This window comes from uncultured Granulicatella sp., assembly GCF_963521425.1.
In the GTDB taxonomy this organism is placed as follows: domain Bacteria; phylum Bacillota; class Bacilli; order Lactobacillales; family Aerococcaceae; genus Granulicatella.
The window spans coordinates 1-5,293 of record NZ_CAUQUN010000044.1 but is presented as its reverse complement, the minus strand read 5'-3'; the positions used below and the strand labels follow the sequence as shown (position 1 = coordinate 5,293).

General features: G+C 34.0%; 7 protein-coding genes. 5 read left to right on the top strand and 2 right to left on the bottom strand.

Annotation, left to right across the window (positions count from 1 at the left end; all coding sequences use genetic code 11):
* Both RWO76_RS08685 and RWO76_RS08680 read left to right on the top strand, forming a co-directional pair.
* The coding region (locus tag RWO76_RS08685; protein ID WP_314355244.1) for an LD-carboxypeptidase at positions 1-902 on the top strand (902 nt) is incomplete at its 5' end.
* Between the two features lie 119 nt (positions 903-1,021).
* Entirely contained in the window at positions 1,022-1,255 is a 234-nt protein-coding gene (locus RWO76_RS08680; RefSeq protein ID WP_006702633.1) for a YneF family protein, read from the top strand.
* 285 nt (positions 1,256-1,540) lie between these two features.
* Here RWO76_RS08680 and RWO76_RS08675 read toward each other — a convergent pair whose 3' ends face one another.
* Positions 1,541-1,711 carry a type II toxin-antitoxin system RelB/DinJ family antitoxin gene (locus RWO76_RS08675; protein WP_314355243.1) on the bottom strand — a complete coding sequence of 57 codons (171 nt, stop codon included), beginning with the start codon at positions 1,709-1,711 and terminating at the stop codon, positions 1,541-1,543.
* Between the two features lie 332 nt (positions 1,712-2,043).
* On the opposite strand from RWO76_RS08675, the gene RWO76_RS08670 reads away from it, so the two are divergent.
* Positions 2,044-2,634, top strand: a complete 591-nt coding sequence (locus tag RWO76_RS08670) for a type IV toxin-antitoxin system AbiEi family antitoxin domain-containing protein (protein WP_314355242.1) — start codon at positions 2,044-2,046, stop codon at positions 2,632-2,634.
* Between the two features lie 207 nt (positions 2,635-2,841).
* Here the strand turns inward: RWO76_RS08670 and RWO76_RS08665 are convergent, their stop codons facing one another.
* On the bottom strand, positions 2,842-3,471 hold the full coding sequence (locus RWO76_RS08665) for a 1-acyl-sn-glycerol-3-phosphate acyltransferase (RefSeq protein WP_314355241.1): 630 nt from the start codon (positions 3,469-3,471) through the stop codon (positions 2,842-2,844).
* 335 nt (positions 3,472-3,806) lie between these two features.
* Between RWO76_RS08665 and RWO76_RS08660 the strand changes: the two genes are divergently transcribed.
* On the top strand, positions 3,807-4,445 hold the full coding sequence (locus tag RWO76_RS08660) for a 3-keto-L-gulonate-6-phosphate decarboxylase UlaD (RefSeq protein ID WP_314355240.1): 639 nt from the start codon (positions 3,807-3,809) through the stop codon (positions 4,443-4,445).
* Between the two features lie 24 nt (positions 4,446-4,469).
* On the top strand, positions 4,470-5,293 hold an 824-nt coding region (gene ulaG, locus RWO76_RS08655), incomplete at its 3' end, for an L-ascorbate 6-phosphate lactonase (protein WP_399543253.1).

Sequence of the window (5,293 nt, the reverse complement as noted above, 5' to 3'; positions counted from 1 at the left end):
GAGTTGGCGGATTTGAAGCGAATAGGGCTGCTAAGGAAAGATTAGAAGAGTTAGGGTTTAGGGTTAGCTATTCAAAACATTATTTTGATCACGACTTACTTGATTCTGCAAGTATTCAAAGTCGTGTGGAAGATTTACATGATGCATTTTTAGATTCTACAGTAGATGTTATTTTGGCAACAATTGGTGGATTTAATTCAAATGAACTTCTTCCGTATTTAGACTATGATTTAATTGCGAAACATCCTAAAATCATTTGCGGATATTCCGATACGACTGCAATTTTAAATGCGATTTATACAAAAACTGGAATGCTAACGTATATGGGACCGTCATATACAAGCTTTAAAATGAAGGAACTACAAGAATATCAAACAGCATCATGGCTTAAAGCATTAAGCAATACTCAGTACGAATTAACACCAAGTGAGAAATGGGGTAGTAATGCCTGGTATTTACCAGACGCACCTTTGATTTTTCAACCGACACAATGGAAAGTATACAACCACGGTAAAGCCACAGCTACAGCAATCGGTGGAAACTTATCAACCTTTTCATTATTAAGAGGAACTCCTTATGCTCCAAAACCAGAAGAGTATACCTTTTTTATAGAAAAATCTGAAGATAGCGACTACTTTGAATTTGACAGAAATTTGGCAGCATTACTACAAGCTTATCCAAATCCAAAAGCAGTACTAATTGGAAGATTTCCAAAGGAATGTCGTATGACGGAAGAGTTATTATTGTATATATTAGACAAATATCCAGTATTAAAACAAATCCCTGTGATGTACGACTTAGACTTTGCTCATACACAGCCATTATTTACGATTACTATTGGAGCAAAAGTAACGGTGGATACAGAGGAAATGTCTATTACAATGGATGAAGAAGGATTATAAAATATACTGTAAAAGAAACGAAGAAAAGTACAAATTTTACAAAATTTTCAAAAAGCCTTTTCATTATTGGTATAATTTAGTACAATAGCAATGTAGATCAATGAAGGGAGAGAACTTGCATGAGTACAGGTGTATGGATTTTAATCGTCGTTGTAGCTGCTATCTTAGGAGCAATCGGTGGATTCTTTATCGCACGTAAAACAATGATGAATTACTTTCTAGAAAATCCTCCATTTGATGAAAGTATGATTCGTAGTATGATGACTCAAATGGGTCAAAAACCATCCGAACAAAAAGTTCGTCAAATTGCTGCTTCAATGAAAGCACAAGCAAAGAAAAATGCTAAAAAATAATTGAGTAGAAGAGTAGACATTGTCTGCTCTTTTTTTACATCATAAAAAGCAAGAATTACCATTACTACAGTGAGGACGCAGCAGCCCTTTCAGGTCTCATGCCTAAAAATCGAGCCTTGGTCTCGATTTTTCCTTTGTGATAATCAAAAAAGATTATCACTTCCACTGTAGAATGGTAATTCTTGCTTTTATAATTAGGTTTTATTCTAATAATGAATAACTATGTAAATGTAAATCGTTAGAAACACTTTAACGTTCTTCTATTACTTCTAATACCTCTTAATGTTATCTTTCTTCCTCTATTTCAAAAGGTAATTTACCATATAAAATGCAATAGTCAAAGAACATACTAATTGCACTATTTAAATCAAGTCCTTGTTTAGATAATACTTCGCATGCATCTTCTTTTAAAGTTGAATCAATCTCTATTTCAACTTCTATAAAATTATCTTGCATTTAAATCATCTCCTTTTAGTTTACTTAATTATAATGAAATAACAAATGAGTTTAAACTGATAAGGTAATAAATAATTAAGAAACGAAATATACGTACTAAAAAAGCAAAAATCTCTACTCTACAGTGGCAGTGATAATCAGCCATGATTATCACAAAGGAAAATTTGAGACCAAGGCTCAAATTTTAGGCATGAGACCGAAGGTCTGCTGCCGTCCTCACTGTGGCAGTGGAGATTCTTGCTTTTATACTTAAAAGATTGTCATTAATATTTTACAAACATGCCCTTTTTATGTAAAATAGAGGGTGTAATTGTAAAGGTAGGTGATTCAATATGACGGAAGAAATAATTTTACAAATGGCTGAAAATAATAATGGAACTGTGACCTCTAAAATGATTGACCATCAAGGAATTGCGAGACAATATTTAAAACAATTAGTTGATAAAGGATTATTAGAAAGAACTACAAGAGGAATATACATATTACCGCATATATGGGAAGACGAAATACAACATTTACAAATTCGGTTTAAAAAAGGAATTTATTCTAAAGAAACATCTTTGTATTTGTATGATTTAACGGATAGAACACCTATCCAATATTCGATGACTTTTCCTGAAGATTATAATTTAACTACAGTTAAAAAAGAAGGAATTATAGCTAGCCGAACCAAAAATGAATTATATGAATTAGGACAAGAAGAAATCTTGTCGCCATCAGGAAATACTGTAAAAGTATATAATATTGAAAAAACATTATGCGACATATTAAAACCAAGAAGTGGAGTAGAAATAGGAATAACAGCAGAAGCATTTAAACGATATGTAAAAAGAAAAGATAAAAATATACCCTTGTTATCAGAATACTCGAAAATCATGAAGGTAGAAGAAAAAGTCAGTAGATATTTAGAGGTGTTATTATGAAGATTCATCTTAATGACGACCATCAAGAAACGTAATATACGCACTAAAAAAGCAAAAATCTCCACTCTACAGTGGCAGTGATAATCAGTCATGATTATCACAAAGGAAAAATCGAGACCAAGGCTCGATTTTTAGGCATGAGACCGAAGGGCTGCTGCCGTCCTCACTGTAAGAGTGGAGATTTTTGATTTTAATTTCATAAGAACATTATTTACGTTTCTTCTCAGGAATCACGTATACAAAGTTAGGATTAATTTCTTTATCCAATTCATCGAATTTCTGGATTAACAATTCATCATATTGCGCTAATTCTTCCTTAGATAAACGCCCCTCAGGTAAATAAATTGGTTTTCCAATTTTTACAAACATCTTTTGACGCTTCAAAATGTTCATAAAAGTAAATGGCCCCTGATAAACGATCGGTACAATCGGAGCTTTTGCCATACGAGCAATCGTAACAGCCCCACCTTTCATTTCATTAGAGTAACGAGTACCCGTTGGGAAAATCACTAAAGCTTTCTGATGTTCCTTAATCTGAGTAACCGGATGCTTAATCGCACTAGGACCAGGCTTCTCACGATTCACAGGAAACGCACCTAATTGACGGATGAACCATGCAAAAGGTTTTGGTTTAAATAATTCTTGTTTTGCCATCAATACTAACGACTTTGGATAAACTGCAATAGCAATTAGTACGGGATCTAACCATGAACGGTGTGGAGCAACAATTACGTACCCAGAATCCTTCGGCAGATTCTCCAATCCTGTCACTTTCGTAAATCCATTTAAAAGAATAATCAATAAACGAACAATAAATATAGTAATTTTATAAATCATATGAAACTCCTTAATAGTTGATTACTCAAACAGTATGAAGTAGAAATTCATATTTTGCAAGATTTTCGATAAATATTTTACAAAAAATCTTAAAAAAATCTTATAAATAAAGAACTTTGACAAAAAAATCATAAAAATGAAAACGTTCATAAAACTCGCTTAAAGATTAATTACACAAGAAGCGTTGTGATAGAAAACGGTTTATTATATAATATTCACATGAATAATTACTAGTAATTATGAAATGATCATGAATTAAGAGACGTCTTAAAAGTTATGATTATTTCAAATTTTTGTGTGGCAAAAGCCCTGAGAGAGAAAAGGAGAATGACAAAATGGCAATTCCAAATTTACAAGTTGCATTAGACCATTTACGTATCGAAGATGCGTTAAAAGATGCACTTGCTGTTGGTAATGAAGTAGACATTATCGAAGCTGGTACAATTTTAATCTTGAATGAAGGGGACAAAGCAATTAAATGCTTACGTAATGCTTTCCCTGATAAAGTTGTCATTGCAGATACAAAATGTGCCGATGCTGGATCAACAGTTGCTAAAAACTGTAAAGATGCTGGTGCTGACTGGATGACTGTCATTTGCTGTGCTACCATTCCTACTATGAAAGCTGCTCAAAAAGAAATTGGCACTTTACAAGTAGAATTATATGGTGACTGGACATTTGAACAAGCAGAGCAATGGCGTGAAGCTGGTATTGACCAAGTAATCTATCACCAAAGTCGTGACGCTCTATTCGCTGGAGCAACTTGGACAGAAAGTGATTTGAACAAAATCAAACGTTTAATTGAGATGGGATTCAAAGTTTCTGCAACTGGTGGATTAACAAAAGATACATTGAAAGTATTCGAAGGTATCGATATTTATACATTCATTGCTGGACGTGGAATTTACGCTACAGAAAATCCTGCACAATCAGCTCGTGAATTTAAAGAAGAAATTAGAAGAATTTGGGGCTAATCTCAAGGAAGGAAAGAAAGAATAATGGCAAACATTAAAGATGTAACAAAAGAATCATGGATTTTATCAACATTCCCAGAATGGGGTACATGGTTAAACGAAGAAATCGAACGTGAGGAAGTTAAACCAGGAACATTCGCTATGTGGTGGTTAGGATGTACAGGTATCTGGTTAAAATCAGAAAAAAATACTAACATCCTATGTGACTTATGGTGTGGAACTGGTAAACGTAGCCACGGAAACGGAAAAATGAAAACTGGACACCAAATGCAACGTATGAGTGGTTGCCAAAACTTACAACCAAACTTACGTACACAACCATTTGTTATCGATCCATTTGAAGTGAAAAATGTAGATGCTTTAGTAGTAACTCACATTCACTCAGACCACTTAGATATCAATACAGCAGCAGCAGTTGCTAACAACTGTCCAGAAGCTAAATTCGTTGGACCACAAGAAGTAGTAAACACTTGGTTAGGTTGGGGAGTTCCAGCTGAACGTACAATCGTTGTACACCCAGGAGACTCAGTTAAAATTAAAGATATCGAAATCGTTGCTTTAGAAGCATTTGACCGTACAGCTTTAGTAACTGCTAAAGATGGCGAAGTATTAAAAGGTAAAATGCCTCAAGATATGGACGAAATCGCAGTTAACTACTTATTCAAAACAAGTGGTGGTAACTTATACCATGCTGGTGACTCTCACTACTCAAACATGTTTGCTAAACATGGTAACGAACACGAAATCGATGTGTGCTTAGGTGCATACGGTGAAAACCCTCGTGGTATCACAGATAAAGTGACTTCAGTTGATATGTTACGTATGGCTGAATCATTAAACGCTAAAGT

What these genes read in the sequence shown, in the direction of transcription:
- RWO76_RS08680 (WP_006702633.1), top strand. Translation starts at nt 1,022, where the DNA reads ATGAGTACAGGTGTATGGATTTTAATCGTCGTTGTAGCTGCTATCTTA.
- RWO76_RS08660 (WP_314355240.1), top strand. Translation starts at nt 3,807, where the DNA reads ATGGCAATTCCAAATTTACAAGTTGCATTAGACCATTTACGTATCGAA.
- RWO76_RS08665 (WP_314355241.1), bottom strand. Translation starts at nt 3,471, where the DNA reads ATGATTTATAAAATTACTATATTTATTGTTCGTTTATTGATTATTCTT.
- RWO76_RS08670 (WP_314355242.1), top strand. Translation starts at nt 2,044, where the DNA reads ATGACGGAAGAAATAATTTTACAAATGGCTGAAAATAATAATGGAACT.
- RWO76_RS08675 (WP_314355243.1), bottom strand. Translation starts at nt 1,711, where the DNA reads ATGCAAGATAATTTTATAGAAGTTGAAATAGAGATTGATTCAACTTTA.